This window comes from Arthrobacter globiformis, from assembly GCF_003261175.1.
Classification (GTDB): Bacteria; Actinomycetota; Actinomycetes; order Actinomycetales; family Micrococcaceae; genus Arthrobacter; species Arthrobacter globiformis_A.
Genome location: NZ_QLNP01000105.1, coordinates 170,101 through 184,629, shown reverse-complemented (window position 1 = coordinate 184,629; position 14,529 = coordinate 170,101). Strand labels below are relative to the sequence as shown.

Annotated in this window: 18 protein-coding genes and 1 riboswitch; of the genes, 14 read left to right on the top strand and 4 right to left on the bottom strand. The window is 67.5% G+C overall.

Features of this window, described 5'->3' with window-relative positions; all coding sequences use genetic code 11:
* Positions 1 to 5 precede the first annotated feature (5 nt).
* The 3 genes from DBZ45_RS21625 (at position 6) to DBZ45_RS23845 (ending at position 1,634) form a co-directional block, all read left to right on the top strand.
* Entirely contained in the window at positions 6 to 833 is an 828-nt protein-coding gene (locus tag DBZ45_RS21625; protein WP_111905860.1) for a DUF4097 family beta strand repeat-containing protein, read from the top strand.
* Entirely contained in the window at positions 833 to 1,438 is a 606-nt protein-coding gene (locus DBZ45_RS21620; protein ID WP_111905859.1) for a PadR family transcriptional regulator, read from the top strand. Before DBZ45_RS21625 ends, DBZ45_RS21620 begins: the two co-directional genes overlap by 1 nt.
* 121 nt (positions 1,439 to 1,559) lie before the next feature.
* Complete coding sequence (locus DBZ45_RS23845; protein ID WP_369299106.1) at positions 1,560 to 1,634, top strand: 50S ribosomal protein bL37; 75 nt, start codon at positions 1,560 to 1,562, stop codon at positions 1,632 to 1,634.
* Positions 1,635 to 1,718: 84 nt separating this feature from the next.
* On the opposite strand, the gene rsrA is transcribed toward DBZ45_RS23845, so the two are convergent.
* Both rsrA and DBZ45_RS21610 read right to left on the bottom strand, forming a co-directional pair.
* Positions 1,719 to 1,979 (bottom strand): mycothiol system anti-sigma-R factor, encoded by a 261-nt coding sequence (gene rsrA / locus DBZ45_RS21615; protein ID WP_111905858.1) that lies wholly within the window; start codon positions 1,977 to 1,979, stop codon positions 1,719 to 1,721.
* On the bottom strand, positions 1,976 to 2,704 hold the full coding sequence (locus tag DBZ45_RS21610) for a sigma-70 family RNA polymerase sigma factor (RefSeq protein WP_223257215.1): 729 nt from the start codon (positions 2,702 to 2,704) through the stop codon (positions 1,976 to 1,978). Before DBZ45_RS21610 ends, rsrA begins: the two co-directional genes overlap by 4 nt.
* Positions 2,705 to 3,140: 436 nt before the next feature.
* On the opposite strand from DBZ45_RS21610, the gene DBZ45_RS21605 reads away from it, so the two are divergent.
* From DBZ45_RS21605 to DBZ45_RS21565, 9 genes are all read left to right on the top strand, one after another.
* The gene (locus DBZ45_RS21605) at positions 3,141 to 3,710 is read left to right on the top strand and encodes a DoxX family protein (protein ID WP_111905857.1); all 570 of its coding nucleotides are present in this window, start codon (positions 3,141 to 3,143) and stop codon (positions 3,708 to 3,710) included.
* 21 nt (positions 3,711 to 3,731) lie between these two features.
* Positions 3,732 to 5,153, top strand: a complete 1,422-nt coding sequence (gene aroA, locus DBZ45_RS21600) for a 3-phosphoshikimate 1-carboxyvinyltransferase (RefSeq protein ID WP_111905856.1) — start codon at positions 3,732 to 3,734, stop codon at positions 5,151 to 5,153.
* Entirely contained in the window at positions 5,137 to 6,252 is a 1,116-nt protein-coding gene (gene rsgA / locus DBZ45_RS21595) for a ribosome small subunit-dependent GTPase A (protein ID WP_111905855.1), read from the top strand. The genes aroA and rsgA overlap by 17 nt, the downstream gene beginning before the upstream one ends.
* A gap of 66 nt (positions 6,253 to 6,318) precedes the next feature.
* Positions 6,319 to 7,131, top strand: a complete 813-nt coding sequence (hisN, locus tag DBZ45_RS21590) for a histidinol-phosphatase (protein ID WP_111905854.1) — start codon at positions 6,319 to 6,321, stop codon at positions 7,129 to 7,131.
* A gap of 180 nt (positions 7,132 to 7,311) precedes the next feature.
* A riboswitch (SAM riboswitch) is annotated at positions 7,312 to 7,425 on the top strand.
* A gap of 34 nt (positions 7,426 to 7,459) precedes the next feature.
* Positions 7,460 to 8,878 carry an aminotransferase class V-fold PLP-dependent enzyme gene (locus tag DBZ45_RS21585; protein WP_111905853.1) on the top strand — a complete coding sequence of 473 codons (1,419 nt, stop codon included), beginning with the start codon at positions 7,460 to 7,462 and terminating at the stop codon, positions 8,876 to 8,878.
* A 103-nt stretch (positions 8,879 to 8,981) separates the two neighbouring features.
* The gene (locus tag DBZ45_RS21580) at positions 8,982 to 9,740 is read left to right on the top strand and encodes a class I SAM-dependent methyltransferase (RefSeq protein WP_111905852.1); all 759 of its coding nucleotides are present in this window, start codon (positions 8,982 to 8,984) and stop codon (positions 9,738 to 9,740) included.
* Between the two features lie 31 nt (positions 9,741 to 9,771).
* Positions 9,772 to 10,485 carry a metal-dependent transcriptional regulator gene (locus tag DBZ45_RS21575; RefSeq protein ID WP_111905851.1) on the top strand — a complete coding sequence of 238 codons (714 nt, stop codon included), beginning with the start codon at positions 9,772 to 9,774 and terminating at the stop codon, positions 10,483 to 10,485.
* A 6-nt stretch (positions 10,486 to 10,491) separates the two neighbouring features.
* Entirely contained in the window at positions 10,492 to 10,968 is a 477-nt protein-coding gene (locus DBZ45_RS21570) for a fluoride efflux transporter FluC (protein ID WP_111905850.1), read from the top strand.
* Positions 10,965 to 11,330 carry a fluoride efflux transporter FluC gene (locus tag DBZ45_RS21565; protein ID WP_111905849.1) on the top strand — a complete coding sequence of 122 codons (366 nt, stop codon included), beginning with the start codon at positions 10,965 to 10,967 and terminating at the stop codon, positions 11,328 to 11,330. The genes DBZ45_RS21570 and DBZ45_RS21565 overlap by 4 nt, the downstream gene beginning before the upstream one ends.
* On the opposite strand, the gene DBZ45_RS21560 is transcribed toward DBZ45_RS21565, so the two are convergent.
* Complete coding sequence (locus DBZ45_RS21560) at positions 11,317 to 12,705, bottom strand: MFS transporter (RefSeq protein ID WP_111905848.1); 1,389 nt, start codon at positions 12,703 to 12,705, stop codon at positions 11,317 to 11,319. The two genes, DBZ45_RS21565 and DBZ45_RS21560, sit on opposite strands and share 14 nt — an antisense overlap.
* A 22-nt stretch (positions 12,706 to 12,727) precedes the next feature.
* On the opposite strand from DBZ45_RS21560, the gene DBZ45_RS21555 reads away from it, so the two are divergent.
* The gene (locus DBZ45_RS21555) at positions 12,728 to 13,090 is read left to right on the top strand and encodes a hypothetical protein (protein WP_111906018.1); all 363 of its coding nucleotides are present in this window, start codon (positions 12,728 to 12,730) and stop codon (positions 13,088 to 13,090) included.
* 91 nt (positions 13,091 to 13,181) lie between these two features.
* Positions 13,182 to 13,316 (top strand): hypothetical protein, encoded by a 135-nt coding sequence (locus DBZ45_RS23435; protein ID WP_262982881.1) that lies wholly within the window; start codon positions 13,182 to 13,184, stop codon positions 13,314 to 13,316.
* 96 nt (positions 13,317 to 13,412) lie between these two features.
* On the opposite strand, the gene DBZ45_RS21550 is transcribed toward DBZ45_RS23435, so the two are convergent.
* The gene (locus tag DBZ45_RS21550) at positions 13,413 to 14,396 is read right to left on the bottom strand and encodes a S1C family serine protease (protein WP_111905847.1); all 984 of its coding nucleotides are present in this window, start codon (positions 14,394 to 14,396) and stop codon (positions 13,413 to 13,415) included.
* Between the last annotated feature and the right edge of the window lie 133 nt (positions 14,397 to 14,529).

The following is a 14,529-nucleotide window of genomic DNA, read 5'->3' as shown; positions in this document are numbered from 1 at the left end:
GAATCATGGAAGAGAACTCCTGGACCGTCACCGGGCCGCAGACCATGGACGTCGACGGCGTCTCGCACCTTAAAGTGGGTATCGTCCGCGGCAGGCTGGACATCGTCACGCACGATGAGGCAGCCGTCCGGATCGAGGTGTCGGACGTGCACGGGGATCCGCTCGCCGTGTCCGTGACCGGCGGCCGCCTTGAAATCCGGCACCAGCTGCATGGGCCGCAGGGCTGGTTCAAGAACCTGATGGATTCGGTCAACAACAGCAGCGACAACTCGGTGATTATCAGCATCGCTGTCCCAGCCGGCGTCGAGGTCGAGGCAGGCACCGTGAGCGGGGACGGACTGGTCTCAGGCGTCCACGGCCGGACCCGGCTGAGCACCGTGACCGGATCCTTGCTGGCGGACGGAACCACTGGCGAACTGCACGTCAACACCGTCAGCGGCGAAGTGATCGCCCGCAACCACAGCGGCGTCCTCACGGCCAAGAGTGTCTCAGGCGAGGTCACTGCTTCCGGCCAGTTCAGCAATATCCGGGCCAACACCGTCAGCGGCGACATGAGCTTTGACTTGCACGGCTTCACCCACGACTTCGGCGCGAACTCGGTGTCCGGTGACCTGACTGTCCGCGTCCCGCACGACGTCGGCGTGGACATCGTGGCCCAGTCGGCCACCGGTCCGGTGGTCATCGACGACCGGAAGTATGGCCACCCCGGCGGCAAAGTGCAGACCATCTCGGGCCCGGACGCCAAACTCATGCTGGTCCGGACCAACTCCGTGTCCGGGAAGACGTCCATTTTCCATGGCCAGGCACCGGTCACCCCGGAACCGGCACTCTGATGCCTCCCGTCTTTGCCCACGGCGCGCTCCGGCTCTATCTGCTGGCGCTCCTGGAGGCGGGCCCCAAGCACGGATATGAACTCATCAAAGCGCTCAGCGACCGGTTCGGCGGCACCTACTCCCCCAGCGCGGGCACCATCTATCCGCGCTTGGGCAAGCTGGAGGAGGAAGGCTTGGTGGCCACGGAATCCCAGGGTCGCCGCACCAACTACCGCATCACTGCTGCGGGCCTGGCTGAGCTGAATAGCCGGCGCGAGGAGCTGGAGACCGTGGAGAACGATATTGCGGCCTCCGTCCGCCGGCTCGCCGACGACCTCCGCGCCGACATCCGCAGCAACATGCGTGGGCTGCGTGCAGACCTGGCGGCCACAGCGGAAGCGGCACGCACCGCGGCCAGGTCGGCGGATCCGGCAGGACCGGGCCGCTACACCGCGGAAGGGCAGCGCATGCTCAAGGAAGCGGAGATGTTGCTGCAGGCGTTCCGGGACGACATGCGCGCCGAGCTGCGCCTGAACACCACCGCCCGGCCCATGACGCCGGTGGCCCTGGAAACCGTGCGGACCGTGCTGGACCAGGCCCGGGTCTCGATCCGGAACTCACTGTAGGCGCCGTCCGGGCACCGGGTCCCGATTCCCTGCCCCGCACCGTCGCCGGTTCGCAGGCGGTCCGCTGATATGGGAGACTAGAGGGCAACTCTTTTGGGTAACGAAATTAAGGAGGCCAGCTATGAGCAAGCGTGCACGTAAGCGTCGTGACCGTAAGCGTGGCGGCGCGAACCACGGGAAGCGCCCCAACACCTAAGCCACGGCTTGAACCGAAGCTTAAACGCGATGCCCCCGCTACCAGCAAGGTAGCGGGGGCATCGCGTTTAAGTCGGGCAAACCGTCAGGCGTCCACTGGCCGGATGGTGTGGATCCGCTGCAGGATGGCGTTCTTCAGGTTTTCCGGAGCGGCCTCGGTACAGGAGCGCTTCACCACTTTTCGAATGACGCACTCCAGATCGTACTGCTGTGCGCATTCCGGGCACTCGTCGAGGTGGTGCTTGATCTCCGCAAGGTCGCTGCGGGTCAAGGCCCCGTCCAGATACTCGTAGATGCGCTGCATCCTGGTGTCATCGCAATCGCCCAATCCCTGGCAGTCGCTCATTTCCCGTTCTCCTGTTTGTTGCTTTCCGTTGCCGCCGTGGCGTCTGCGGCAGCTTTGAATCCCCGGTCGGCGGCGTAGTCCGCCAGCTCGTCCCGCAGCATCTTCCGGCCCCGGTGCAGCCGGGACATCACAGTGCCGATGGGGGTGTTCATGATGTCCGAAATTTCCTTGTATGCGAAGCCCTCAACGTCGGCGAAGTACACGGCAAGCCGGAACTCCTCCGGGATGGCCTGCAGGGCCCGCTTGACGTCCGAATCAGGCAGGTGGTCCAGAGCTTCGGCCTCCGCGGACCGCAGACCGCTGGAGGTGTGGGACTCGGCACGTGCAAGCTGCCAGTCCTCGATGGTGTCCGAATTGGACTGCAGGGGTTCCCGCTGCCGCTTCCGGTACAGGTTGATGTAGGTGTTCGTCAGGATGCGGTACAGCCAGGCCTTCAGGTTGGTGCCCGGCTTGTACTGATGGAACGCGGAGAACGCCTTGGTGTACGCCTCCTGCACGAGGTCCTCGGCATCGGCCGGGTTCCGCGCCATGCGCATGGCCGCCGAATAGAGCTGGTCCACGTACTGCATGGCGTCTCGCTCAAACCGGGCCCGGCGCGCTTCGGCGCTCTCCGAGCCGACGTCGATATCCTCTGCCGCTTCAGCGGCGGGCGACGTACCAGTCTTAGGGATGCCGTTGGCGGCGTCCTCCTGTGCGGCCTGCAGGGCCGGATCCACGGTGCTCATTGCGTTCAAGTCTACTTTGATCGTCGCTGACCGCGTCCGACGGCGTGCCGTGCCGTAGTCCGGGCCGGCGACGACGTCCGGACCCGAGAAGGCATTTCCACCCTCAGACGCGTCGGTTTCCGGCACCACAAACGGCCGCATCCTGGTGGGACTTCGCACCCCCACAGCTTCCTTCACCAAAGTCAATGCTCCATCTCCACTCCGCTTATCGAGACCCGCTTGATCAAACCCGCGTTCGTGCGGCGGTCCGCGCTCTAGCCGGTTCCGGACATCCCCCGCCGCCGCTGAACACCGGAAACCGCACAGCACACCGCCTGCTGACTGCTTCCGGCCTGAAGTGCACAACGACGCGCGGTGGGCAAATATTCCGCAAAAGTGCAAGACTAGAACCGACTCCGCCGCGGCCACCGCGGCTCGGCCATCCAGGAGGAAATTCATGTCCGTTGTCCGCTTTTTTGCCCGGCCGATGCTGGCCTCAAGTTTCATCCTCGCCGGAACGGACAAGCTCAGGAATGCGGACGACACCGCACAGCAACTGTCGCCCCTCCTGCGCCGCGCCTCCGAAGCCCTGCCGTTCCAGACGGATGAGAAGGTCCTGGCACGGGTCATCGGCGGAGCGCAGGTGGGTGCAGGTGTCCTCTTCGCGCTCGGCAAATCCGCGCGCCTCGCAGCCTCGGTGCTGGCCGTCATCTCGGCACTGAACGCCTTCGTTGAATGGCGCAGCGCGGACATCAGCAGCAAGGAGGGCCGGGAAGCCCGCCGCAACCAGCTGCTCAAGAACATCACCCTCACCGGCGGTGTGCTGCTGGCCTCCGTGGACACAGCCGGCAAGCCCGGCCTGGCCTGGCGCGCAGAGCACCTCGCCGCCGACGCACGCAAGACCGCAAGCCACCTCGCCGCGGACGCCCGCAAGACCACCGGCAAGAAGCTGCACAGTGCCGACAAGGCTGTCCGCAACGCAGACAAGGCAGTCCGCCGGGCTGTTGACCACGCGGTGGGGGCATAAACAGGAATGACGGCTTCACCCATGGGCGCGTCCGCTAAGACCTCCGGCGCAGCTCCGCACTGGCCTGCGCCGTTTGCGGAGCAGCCGGTTGACGCCACGGTCCGCGTGCCGGGCTCAAAGTCGCTGACCAACAGATACCTGGTGCTCGCCGCGCTGGCCGACGGGCCGTCCCGGCTCCGGGCGCCACTGCACTCCCGCGACTCAGCGCTGATGATCGAAGCCCTGCGCCAGCTGGGCGCGGACATCCGGGAAGTGCCGGGCGAAGGCGCCTTCGGCCCGGACCTGGAGGTGACGCCGATTCCGGCCAACTCCGGTGGTGCCGACGTCGCCATCGACTGCGGCCTGGCCGGGACGGTCATGAGGTTTGTTCCGCCACTGGCGGCGCTCCGAAGCGGTGCCACCGTTTTCGACGGCGACCCCCACGCCCGGGCGCGTCCGATGGGAACCATCATCGAGGCGCTTGCAGGCCTGGGCGTCACCGTCAGCGGCGAGGACGGCGGTATGCCCGCTTCGCTGCCGTTCCGCGTCGAAGGCACGGGTCAGGTCCGCGGCGGCCACCTCGTCATTGACGCCAGCGCGTCCTCGCAGTTCGTTTCCGCCCTGCTGCTGGTGGGAGCACGCTTCACGGACGGCCTGCACCTTGAACACTCAAGCCCAGAACACTCCGGTAGCACGGTCCCGAGCCTGGACCACATCAACATGACCATTGCCGTGCTGCGCGGCGCCGGCGTGGTGGTGGATGACTCCACGCCGAACCACTGGATTGTCAGCCCCGGCCCGATCCGTGCGTTCGACCAGCGCATCGAACAGGACCTGTCCAACGCCGGCCCGTTCCTGGCCGCTGCCCTGGCGACGGGCGGCACCGTACGGATTCCGGACTGGCCGGAGCACACCACACAGGTGGGCGACATGTGGCGCAGCATCCTTACCGACATGGGGGCCGCGGTGACCCTGCAGGACGGCACCCTGACGGTGACCGGCGGCAGCGACATCAAGGGGGCGGACTTCGCCGAAACCAGCGAGCTCGCACCAACCGTCGCCGCGCTGTGCGCGCTGGCCTCCGGCCCCTCCCGGCTGAGCGGCATCGCCCACCTCCGCGGACACGAGACGGACCGGCTCGCGGCGCTTGTCACCGAAATCAACCGCCTCGGCGGCGACGTCGAGGAAACAGAGGACGGACTCATCATCCGGCCCGCGGAGCTGCATGCCGGCGTCGTGCACAGCTACGCCGACCACCGGATGGCCACCGCCGGGGCCATCCTCGGGCTGGCGGTCAGGGGCGTGGAAGTGCAGGACATCGCCACAACGTCCAAGACCATGCCGGACTTCCCCAAGCTCTGGGCGGACATGCTCGGACAGCTGGGTGGCGCGGGCGCCAACAGCGCAGGCGCAGACACGGCAAGCGCCAACACCGCAGGGACCCCCGGTGGCACGCAGCACTGATTCCTGGGACGAATCCGACGTCCGGATCCGGCCGAACAAAAAGGGTTCCAGGCCCCGGACGAAGGACCGCCCAAGCCATGAGGACGCCGTAACCGGACGGATCATCACCGTTGACCGGGGGCGTTACACAGCTGTCGTAGGCGAGGATTCGGGCAACGAGCGGACGGTCATCGCCGCCCGTGCCCGGGAACTCCGCCGCTCCCCCGTGGTAGCCGGAGACTTCGTGTCCCTCGTTGGCGATGTCTCCGGCGAGCCCGACACCCTTGCACGGCTCGTGAAGATCCAGGACCGCAAAACCCTGCTGCGCCGCAGCGCCGATGACACGGATCCCGTGGAACGGGCGGTTGTCGCCAACGCGGACCAGCTGGTGGTGGTTGTCGCCGCGGCCAACCCGGAACCCCGCACCGGATTTATTGACCGGGCGCTGGTGGCAGCCTACGACGCCGGGATCGAACCACTGCTGCTGGTCACCAAGGCGGACGTCAAGGACCCCACCGGGCTGCTGGACAACTACCGCCACCTCGACCTTCCGGTCATCATCAGCCGCACCGCCGATTCCGAGGCCGGCGGCATCGACGCCCGGTCCGACGACGGCCTCTCCGCCCGGCTCGACGTTGCCGCCGTGTCCGAGCTCCGCGCCCACCTGGACGGCAAGGTGACCGTGATGCTGGGCCATTCCGGCGTCGGAAAATCCACCATGGTCAACGCCCTGACGGGCGCCGAACGTGCCACGGGCGGCGTCAACGCCGTGACGGGCCGCGGACGGCACACGTCGTCGTCGGCCCTTGCCCTCAAGCTCGCTGACGCCCCGGCGGGGAGCTGGATCATCGATACTCCGGGCATCCGCTCCTTCGGGCTGGCCCACGTTGACCCGGACCGCATCCTGCACTCCTTCCCCGACCTTGAGCCGGGCACCGAGGCCTGCGAACGAGGCTGCAAGCACGACGCCACCGCCGTCAACTGCGGTGTGGATGCGTGGGTAGCGGCCGGGCATGCCGGCCCAACCGGAGCAGCCAGGCTCGCGTCCCTGCGCCGCCTGCTGGGCACCGACCCGCGCATGGAGGCCCAGGAAACCAAGGAACTCGGCAGCGTCGGCTAGCCTCCCGCGGCGCAGCCCGGCAGCTGCCTCCCCGCCCCGCCGTGCCTTTGAGGGTAGTTTGGATCCATGACCCAACCCGCTTCAACGTACAACGATGACCTGCGTCTGGCCCACGTGCTGGCCGATTCCGTGGACGACCAGACCATGAGCCGGTTCAAAGCGCTGGACCTCAAGATCGAGACGAAGCCGGATCTGACGCCGGTCACCGATGCGGACAAGGCCGCCGAGGAGTCCATCCGCGGCCAGCTGTCCCGTTCCCGTCCCCGTGACGCCGTCCTCGGTGAGGAGTTCGGAAGTTCCGGCCACGGTTCCCGCCGCTGGATCATCGACCCCATCGACGGCACCAAGAACTTTGTCCGCGGAGTGCCGGTGTGGGCCACGCTGATCGCCCTCGTGGACGAGGGCGAACCCGTGGTCGGCGTGGTCAGCGCGCCTGCGCTGGGCAAGCGCTGGTGGGCGGCCAAGGGCGCCGGCGCCTACACGGGCCGTTCCCTCGCTGCCGCCACGAGGCTTAAGGTATCCAATGTGTCCAGCCTCGCCGACGCCTCACTGTCCTACTCCAGCCTCGGCGGCTGGAAGGACCGCGGAAACCTCGATGAGTTCCTCCAGCTCACCGAGGAGGTCTGGCGCACCCGGGCCTTTGGTGATTTCTGGTCCTACTGCATGGTGGCCGAGGGGGCCGTGGACATCGCCTGCGAACCTGAGCTGAACCTCTACGACATGGCCGCGCTGGTGCCGATCGTGACCGAGGCAGGGGGCCGTTTCACCTCCCTCGAAGGCACCGACGGCCCGTTCGGCGGCAATGCGCTGGCGACCAACTCGATCCTGCACTCGGAAGTCCTGAAGCGCCTGAACCCGCAGCTGGACGATCTGCTCTAGTTTTCGTCCCACCGCGGCCTGCGCCTCTTGCTCTGAATATTACGACGGCGAATGCCCCCTTCCGGGGCGTTCGCCGTCGTTTATTCGGCCTGAGGCCCGATATCTGCGCTGCGTAATAATCCGCTTAACATTCCGGACAGGCTTTTTCATCGCCCGTCCGGATGTCCTAGTCTCGTAACAGGTCACGAGTGCCAGCGCTAAACCCCGGTTAGCTGGCCGGCAACCCTCCATTCGCGGTGGGGTGCCCCGGGTGACGACCAGGCCGATCCGGAACGGACCCGGCAAGCGCGGATCCCCGTCACACGGGGTCCTTTCTCAGTGAGGTCCCATGACGACTGCAACCATTTCTTCCACCGAGTCTTCTGCCGCGGACGCGGCCCTGCTGGACGGCCGATTTGCCGCCGCCGGCCGTCCCCTGGCAGCCGTCACCGGCGCAGAAATCCAGGCTCCTCTGATCCAGGGCGGCCACGTCCGCTACGCCAACCTGGATTACGGCGCCTCCGCGCCCGCGCTGTCGGTGGTTTCCGCGTACCTCAACGAGATCTTGCCGTACTACGCCAGCGTGCACCGCGGCGCCGGCTATGCCTCGCAGATCAGCACCTCCGTATACGAGAACTCGCGGAACATCGTGCGGGAGTTCGTGGGCGGCCGCGCCGATGACGCCGTCATTTTCACCCGCAACACCACCGACTCCCTCAACCTCCTCGCCGGCTGCCTGCCCGTGGAGGACCACCACCACACCGGTGAAGTGCTGTACCTGGACATCGAACACCACGCCAACCTGCTGCCGTGGCAGGGAGTGCCGCACCGCAGCGTAGTGGCATCGGAGACGCTGGAAGCCACGATCGGCAGCCTGCGCGCCGAGCTGGAGCACGGCGATGTCAGCCTCCTCGCCGTGACCGGCGCCTCCAATGTCACCGGCGAAATCCTTCCGATCCGGCGCCTCGCTGCGCTGGCCCACGAATACGGCGCCCGGATCGTGGTGGACGCCGCGCAGCTCGCGCCGCACCGCCGCGTCAACATCGCCGCGGACGACGTCGACTACCTCGCCTTCTCCGGCCACAAGCTCTACGCCCCCTTCGGGGCCGGCGTCCTGATCGGCCGCCCCGACTGGCTCGACGCCGGCACCCCCCACCTCGCCGGCGGCGGCGCCGTCAGCGAGGCCAGGCTCGACGGCGTCAGCTGGGCCACCGGCCCTGCCCGCCACGAGGGCGGCTCACCCAACGTGCTCGGCGCGGCCACCCTGGCCCGGGCAACCCAGGTCATCGCTGCCCTTGATCCGCAGGGCTGGCACGCCCATGAGGCCGCCATCCGGTCCTTCCTCATCGAGGGGCTGCGCAAGATCGACGGCGTCACCGTCCACCAGATCTTCGCCGACAGCGACCCGGACGACGCCATCGGCGTGGTCAACTTCTCCGTGGAGGGCTACGACGCAGGTTTGGTGGCCGCCTACCTGTCCGCCGAACACGGCGTGGGCCTGCGCGACGGCCGCTTCTGCGCGCACCCGCTGCTGAAGCGCCTGGGCCTGCCGTCCGGATCCCTGCGTGCCAGCTTCGGTGTGGGATCGCGGGTCGAGGACGCCCAGCGGCTGCTCGCCGGCATCGAAGAACTCCGCCGCTCCGGCCTCGGCTGGGACTACGTGGTGGACGCCGGACGCTGGGTCCCGGCGAACGACACCCGCACCTACCCGGAGTGGGCACCCAACACCCCCGGCACCGCGGGCGCCGCACCCTGCGTGCAGGACTAGCCGCCAACCCGGACAAAGCCGTCACCCCCGGCCTGCTACGGCAACGGTCCCCGTGCGGTAAATTCGAAAGGTAATTTTCGACGTCGGGCTAAGGAGACTGTGCGTGGCACGGGGCGGTCCCAAACTTCATCACGGACGGCGGCAGGAGCTTGGGCAGAGCTTCCAGGACGGCGGCGAGCACTACCACCGCGTCCGTCCCGGCTACTCTGCTGATTCCGCCGACTGGCTCATTCCAGCCGGGGCCAGCACTGCTGCCGACATTGGCGCCGGAACCGGCAAATTCACGGCATTGCTGGTGGAACGCGGACTGAGCGTCAGCGCGGTGGATCCTTCCATGGACATGCTGGAGCAGCTCAGCCGTGCCTACCCCGCGGTTCAAGCTCTGGAAGGGACCGCGGAGGCAACCGGACTGCCCGAGGCGGCGTTCGACGTCGTCAGCGTTGCTCAGGCATGGCACTGGTGCGACCCGCTGCGGGCCAGCACCGAGATTTCCCGGATCCTCAAGCCGCACGGGGTGCTGGGCCTGATCTGGAACCAGCTGGACACATCAGTGCCCTGGGTGCACCGGCTGTCCCGCATCATGCACGCCGGGGACGTCCACAAACCCCACTTCCGCCCCAAAATCGGCCCGGAATTCACGTCCCTCGAAAGCCACCTGACCCGGTGGGAGGATCCCGTCACCCCAGAGGACATCCTCGAACTGGCCAAGTCGCGCAGCTATTACCTCGCGGCCAACGACGCCACCCGCACCAAGGTGACCGGCAACCTGGCCTGGTACCTGCACGAACACCTGGGGCATGCCGAGGGCGAACTGCTGCAGCTCCCCTACCTCACCCAGACCTGGCGGGCTGTCCGGGCGTAACGCCGCGGTGGCAGCAGGTAGGCTTGAAGCTGTGAAGACCAGTACGCCCTCCTCCTCAATCGAGGACTACGTTAAGGTCATCTATTCCTTCACGGAATGGCAGGACAAGCCCATTACCTCCACCCAGCTTGCACAGCGCCTCGGCGTGGCCAATTCCTCGGTCTCCGAGATGGTGCGCAAGCTCAAGGACCAGGGCTTGGTCCTCCACAAGCCGTACAGCGCCATCACGCTCACGCCGCAGGGAGTCCGGCTTGCCCTCTCCATGGTCCGGCGGCACCGGCTCATTGAGACCTACCTGGTCAAGGACCTGGGATACAGCTGGGATGAAGTCCACGACGAGGCCGAACAGCTGGAACATGCGGTCTCGGACACGTTCGTTGAGAGGCTGGCAGCCCGGCTGGGCAACCCGTCCAGGGACCCGCACGGCGATCCGATCCCCTCGGCCGACGGTTCTGTCCGGATGCCGTCCGCCCACCGGATGACCGAGCTCGACGACGGCCACACCGGCAGGATCACCCGGATCAGCGACGAGAACCCGGAGCTGCTGCGCTACCTTGCCGCCGAAAAGATCAACCTCGACGCCGACGTCGAGGTGCGCGGCCGCAAGCCCTTCGGCGGCGCCCTGGTTGTCCGCATCGGCTCCCCTGGGACCAGCCGCGACGTCGACCTCGCCGACGAAGTAGCCTCCGCGCTCTGGATCCACAGCGACTCCGCACATCCCGGCTGCCGCATGGCCGGCCTGTAGGCACTGGTGCGGGCTCCCCTGGCCGGCAGCACCGGCGCGGCCCCCACGACGGGCTCCGGCTACGGCTGGCGGGTCTGGACGGCCGTGGCCGCCGGCGGCCTGCTCGGCACCGAACTCCGGTACGGGCTGGGCCTGCTGTTCCCCGACCAGGCGGGAGAGCTGCCGTGGGCCACGCTGGGCATTAACCTCGTCGGCAGCTTCGTGCTGGCAGCCCTCACCACCATCTGGATCACCCGGCCGCAGACCGCGTTCTGGCTCCGTGCGGCAATCGGGCCGGGCGTGCTGGGTTCCTTCACCACCTTCTCCGCCGTCGTATTTTCCACTGACCAGCTGACCCGCAGCGGGCTGCCCGGCCCGGGCCTTATCTACCTCGGACTCTCTGTCCTGCTGGGGCTGGCGGCGGCTGCCGCCGGATGGCGGACGGGCAGGGTACTCGGCGCGCCCCGCGCCTTCCGCGGCGCTCCTCGTGGTGCTGGACGGTGACGGCGCTCCTCGTGGGTCTTTTCGGTATCGCCGGAGCCCTTCTCCGGTTCGCCGTAGATGGCTGGCTGGCCGGCTTCCCGTCGCCGCGGCGGCACTGGCCCTGGGCTACCCTGCTGGTCAACGTGGCCGGCTCGTTCGTGATCGGGCTGTCCGTGGGCGCCGCAGCGGTGTTCGGCCCCGAATGGCACTCTGCCCTGGCCACCGGGTTCGCCGGCGGCCTGACCACGTTCAGTTCCTGGACCACTGCGACGGTGCGGCTGGCCAGCGAACGGCGCTACCTGGCCGCCGCCGCCAACATCCTCGCCAACTTGGTGCTGGGGCTGGCTGCTGCCGCGGCGGGAATCGCGGTCAGCGGCGGCTAGCCGGCACCGGGTTGCGGATTCCGACGGCGGAGCAGGCCGCACCCAGCAGCAGCAGCGCGGCCGTGGCCAGCAGCGCGCGGTGCAGGCCCGGCGTCGTCAGTTCCGGACCGACGATGAAGCCCGCAAAGGCTATGCAGACCAGGCCGGCGATCCTCGAAACAGCATTATTCACCGCCGAGCCCACGCCGGCCTGCTTCTCAGCGACTGATCCCAGGATGGCCGCCGTCAGGGGTGCCACTGTCATGGATAGGCCGAGGCCGAAGACGACTTGCCCGGGCAGGATCTGGGTCCAGTAATTCAGGGAGCCGCCAACGGACAGCGTCAGCAGGAATCCGGCCGCACACAGCACCGGACCGGCTGTCATGAACCACCGCGGACCGTACTTGCCGGCCAGGCCACCGAAGAACGATGCCAACAGCATCAGGATCACCGTCGAGGGCAGCAGCGCCAGGCCGGCGGTGGTCGCCTTCATGCCGCCGACCTGCTGGATATAGATACCCAGCGCAAAGAACCCGAGGGAAAAGCCACCGTAGATCGCGGCGGTGGCGATGTTGCCCCAGCCGAAGTTCCGGACCGCGAACATGCCCAGTGGCAGGAGCGGAGCGGCAGTGCGCGATTCGTGGATGAGGAAGAGCGCCGTGGCCACGAGGCCTGCCGCCAGCGGCAGCCAGACCTGCGGACTGCCCCAGCCCGCAGTCCCCTGCTCGATCAGAGCGTACACCGGTCCGCCCAGTGCGATGACGGCCAGGAGCGCCCCGGCAATGTCGATGCTGCCGGCAGGGCCGGGGACCGCATCGGCCTTCCGCAGCCTGGCCAGCACGGGCCAGATGGCAGCCGCCGGCACGACGTTGACGAAGAAGATGACTCGCCACGAGAGCAGGTCCACGGATACGCCGCCTATCAAGGGGGCCACGATGGCGGCGGCACTGGTCCACGCCGACCATTTGCCGATGGCCGCCCCCTGGGCGGCGCCGTCGAAGTGGCTGGCGATCAGCGCCAGCGAACTGGGCACCAGGAGTGCTCCGGCCACTCCCTGCAGACCCCGGCTGACCACCAGCATTTCACCGGTCCATGCTGCCCCGCAGAGGACCGAAGTGAGGGCAAACCCGCCCAGCCCCCACTGCAGCACACGCACCCGTCCGAAATGGTCCGAGAGCGAGCCGGCCGCCAGAATGAGCGCCCCGAGCGTCAGGAGATAGGCATCCACCACCCACTGCTGGACGCGGAGGCCGCCGCCGAGTTCCCTGCCGATGGCGGGCAGCGCCAGGTTGACAACGAAGCTGTCGAGGATCGCCATGAAAGACGCCACGATCGCGACAGCCAGCACCTGCCGCTGGAGACGCGTGGGAGCAGTGGTCTGGCTGGCATCGCTCATGACTTACCGTATCGTGGACTGGATGATCAGCAGACGCGACGCAGCAATTGCCTTGGATGTACCACTGGAAATGGCGCAGCGCCACGGCATTCCCAAGCTTCTGACCGAAGCCCAGCTTGGCGAACTGCTGGACAATCCCCCTGCGTGGCTCGTCCAGTCCCGCGCTAACCGGACAGGGAAGCGGCCGGTATGGGTGCACCTCGTCTGCGCGGTCTGCGGTTACGAGGAGGCGGCCCGGCCCAAGAAATGGTGGCCGGATTTCACGTACGTCGTGTGCGATCATCACCGCCCCTCCGAGGTTCCCTCGCCCGCGCCCGGTTTCGTGCGGAGCGAGTTCGACGGCGTGGGCACCAGGTTTGTGGGAATAGCCGACGTCACGGGCTGACGGGCATACCAGGCAGTTACATCTGGGCTGAAACAGGCGTAATTTACGTAGGGAGGGGCACCCTCCTGCCCCTCGGACGAGGGAGCACGCCATGCCGGACAAATCGCCGCACCAGCAACAGCAGAAAAAAGCGGGCAAGACCATCAAGCAGAAACGCGCGGACAAGAAGGCCAAGGCCCCGCATGAGGGAGCAGTGGACCCCGTAGCGCATCTGAAGAAGCGCTGATTGCCCAATACCACCGGACGGGGTGGCCAGGATTCCCTGGCCAGCCCGTTTTGTGTCCCCTCCTGAGTCAGTGCCCAGTCTGTATCCGCGGCCCGGCTATCCCCAGTCCGCCATCTCGCCGGGGACGGCCGCGACGTCGGTTAAGTGGCCGTCACGAAGCACGGCTATGTTCATCGGGACGCCGATGGCCTCGGCGAAGAGGAGTTTCTGCAGGCTCTCGGCATTGCTGACGGCGCGGGAGCCTACCCGCAGCAGCACATCGCCGGTCTTTAGACCTGCCTGCTCCGCCGGGGAACCGGAGAGCACCTCCACGACGCGCAGCCCGTCCCGCTGCCCTGTGCGGACCACTTCGCTGGCGCCCAGGCGGATCGGGGTGCTGACCACCCCGAGATAGGCGCGCCGGACCCGGCCGTCCGACAGGAGCGCGGAAATGATCCGGCGCGATGTCCTGTTGATGGGAACAGCCAGCCCCAGCCCGGCACCCGCCACCGCCGTGTTGATTCCCACGATCCGGCTTCGGGAGTCCGCCAGTGCCCCGCCGGAACTGCCGGCATTCAAGGCGGCGTCGGTCTGGATAACATCCTCAATGACCCTGCGGTTGCGTCCGGCCCAGACAGGGATGGCGCGTCCCAGTCCGCTGACCACACCTGCCGTCACCGAGCCCGAGAGACCCAGCGGGTTTCCGACGGCAATCACCAGCTGCCCCACCTGCAGTGACTCGGCGTCCCCGAACTCCGCAGGAGCGACATGCGGGGCGCGGCCCCGGACCACTGCAAGATCGGACAACGGATCCGCGCCCACCACTTCAAGGTCCGTGCCGGAGCCGTCAGCGAAGACGGCGCGGCCCTTCTGGGTGCCGGCAACCACGTGGGCGTTGGTCAGCAGGTAGCCGTCCTCTGTGAACAGGACCGCGGACCCGGCGCCGACCCGGAACCGTCCGTTGCGGCGGTTCCCCGTCATCTCGATGGCGGCCACATGGGGCGTGACGGTCTTGGCCACGCTGATGACCGTCTCCGAATAGGAGTCGAGGGCCGCGCCGTCATCGACGGGGCCCGGTTCGTTTGCAGCCGCCGTAAACATGGCATGCCTCCCTACCGCTGGATTCGAACTGCTGGATTCGTGATACCAGTCACAACCCCACAGGGATGGCGGGTAGTCCCGTACGGGCTACGCCGTGGGTGAACGGCAAGGGGCTCGAACCTTTAAACAGGGA